Source organism: Wolbachia endosymbiont of Cylisticus convexus (assembly GCF_003344345.1).
The window spans coordinates 1-2,955 of sequence record NZ_QPIP01000138.1; the positions used below are offsets into that span (position 1 = coordinate 1).

General features: G+C 31.9%; 1 protein-coding gene. It reads left to right on the top strand.

The genetic code is table 11. The features are described from left to right. Positions 1-45: 45 nt before the first annotated feature. Positions 46-2,955: ankyrin repeat domain-containing protein (locus Wcon_RS09180; protein WP_179947513.1), on the top strand; the 2,910-nt coding region annotated here is incomplete at its 3' end.

A 2,955-nucleotide genomic window follows, 5' to 3' on the forward strand; every position in this document is an offset into this window, starting at 1 on the left:
CAACCTATACCAAAGGATGTACAACATCTTGCAGCCAGAAAGGAAATGATTAATAGTCTGGCTAAAGGAGCGTGGCGAGCTTTAAATAGTAATAACTCTGATAGTCTTATTGCCTATGGTATTGGTCTTGGAAAAGTAAATGGTAATACTCTTCGTCCGGACTATGCAACGATTATGATGAATGAAACAAATGCCAATACAGAAAATCTTTCACGTGTTATACCTGATCCAATTCAAAATGCTACAATGATTTGCTTACCACAGATTACCAATCAAGATTATGAAAAGGGTATTAAAAGTTCTGTTCCATCAGCTAAGTACTATTGTGATAATGCAATGGTTATTAGCCATGATAGAAAAGTAAATGTGATGCAAAAGGACAAAACAATTGTTTATGATTTAATCGGTATAGATAGAGGTACCATTGTTGGAAGCAATGAATGGAACAATAATTTTCTAATTAGTTCAGGTGCAGCAGAAATAACTGGTGGTAATAGTAAGGTAGTAAATAGATTTGTTGTACATGATGTTAACTTCTCAGGTAAAATTATTGGTAAAGGGAACTCTACTAATATACTTGATTTGAGCAAATTGGCAGGAGATAAAGTTATAGTGAATGTTAATTATCGTTTTGAACCTAGTGCTTCCGGACAATTAAAAGTAAAAATAAATGATCATTTATTGATTGATGATTATATCGATAGTAATATTTTTAATTATCACTATGTTGGAAGGAAAAACAAAGTGGATAGGGTGCTATGTATTGGTTATTCTGAACACTTTACTGGAACTGATGATCGTGAAGTTATCATAGATAGTGGCGGTGGTTCTAGTAATAGTGAGAAAGACGTAGTTGAAGGTTGCAAAAAAGTAATTATTTCACCATATACTGAAGTCAAGGGTAGAAAGAGCAATTATACTTTTTATGTAAAAACTGCAGACTATAAAGGTAGGGGTTTATATTCAGAAATTGATGTAGACGGAACAGGAACTGTAGTTTTTCCGGAAGTTGATTTATTAGGTGATTGTGATCAAATAACTTACTCTAAAAACAGTAATACTTTATCTTTGAAAATAAATTTTGGTCAAAATAATCAATTTACCCTTGATATAAAAAATTATGTTGAACAAAGCAGTAATAAACCTCATTTTACGCTAATAGATAAAAATGGTAGTAATATTGTTCCTAAGATTGAAAGATCAGACTCATCAATTATAAGAATTACTTCGTTTGAGTTGCATACAGAACATTCTCTTGAGAGCTTTGATGCTGCAGAAAATCATTACAAGAAAATACTTAGCAATAATAAGGGATATAAAGTCTTTGGTGTTGTTAGAGAAAAACTACAAAGCAATAGCGCATTCCAACATATGGTATTTGGTTCTTCAGGAGAAGATATAATAAATTTTGATCAAAGGAATACGTTTGCTAGAGGTGGAAATGGAAGTGATACGTATGTTATTGATAGTAACATAGAGGAAAGAGAGATTATTATTGATAATAACTCAGATGATAAAAAATTAGATATGTTGGTTATGCCAGAAGTTCCTGAGAGGTTTTCAACTCAACAGTGTAACTTGCATTTAAGCTACAATAATATTCGTGTTCAAGTAAGGAATTATTTTCAGGGTAACAGCTATAGGCATCTTATAGTTATGAATAACAAAGGAGAAACCTTTATTCCTTATGTACAATCAATGTCATGTTCTGGCTCTCACATAGAAGATGGTGAATTAGTCCCTTTTTTCCATGCTACATCAACTCAAAATATGTTTTTACTGCCTAAAGATGTTCAATATAATTATGTAGTAATTGATTCTTATTTTGAAGATATTGAGAAATATGAAGATAAAGATGATCTCTTGTTAATAAGAGAAAGTGAAATTCCTTTTATTATTAGAATAGAAAATTTTTACAATGATCGAAGTAAATGGATAGGTATTAATTTTCTTCTGTGGAATAACGGTAATTTTTCATATTTTGACCTGCCACAAGAGATGGATGAAGTCGTGAGTTATCAAGATAAACTTAAGGATGATTACGAAGAGGTAATAAAAGAATATGTTATAGATTTTACTAAGTCTGTCAGTATTACACATAATCAAAACGATACTTTAACTTCGGTGGGGCAACGCGTAGGAGTAATGATATTAAAAAATATTACTCCAGATCGGATTAGGGTTTCCAGTAGCAATACAGACTTGGTGTTTTCTGACGAAGTATCTAACCATGTAATCAATGTAAAAAATTGGAATAATTCTGAGTCTTATAGGATTTCTACATTGGAATTCGATTTAGGATTAGAACCAATAATAATCCGGAGATTAGATAGGTTTAGTTTGTCTGATATAGCAGAAATACAAGATCTGATTAATAAAGCTTCAGAGATTTGTCAAAAGAAGACTGGGTGCGAAGCTAACATTGAAGCTAAAAATAACGATGGCCAAACACTTTTTCATATTGCTGCTCAAGAAGGCAAATTGCGTTCTATCAGGTTCCTTATAGGTAAAATTGAAAGTATGAATTTTGAAGATAATTTGTATGCAGAACCTGATGAACTAGTAAAAGCAGTTCGCCAAAGAGAAAGATTAAAGTCTCTCATAAATGAAAAAGATAAGTTCGGTTATACACCGCTGCAATATGCTGCTAAAAATGGTAAGTGGGATATAGTCAATCTTTTCCTTGATAAAACTGCTGAAAGAAATCCAGATGATGTTGCAAACAAGGATCGATTCTCAATAAGCTGGACCACTGTCCACTATGCTGTTTACAATAGTGATTTGAATCTACTTAATGATATATTTCAATTTCTTTCAGATAAAAACACTGTAGTGAATATGAAAGATAGCAGTGGTTGGGCACCTTTACACTATGCTGTATATTACAATGCTCTTGATGTGGTAAAATTTCTTGTGAACAAAGGTGCTGATATCAATGCTAAAGATAAAAATGGT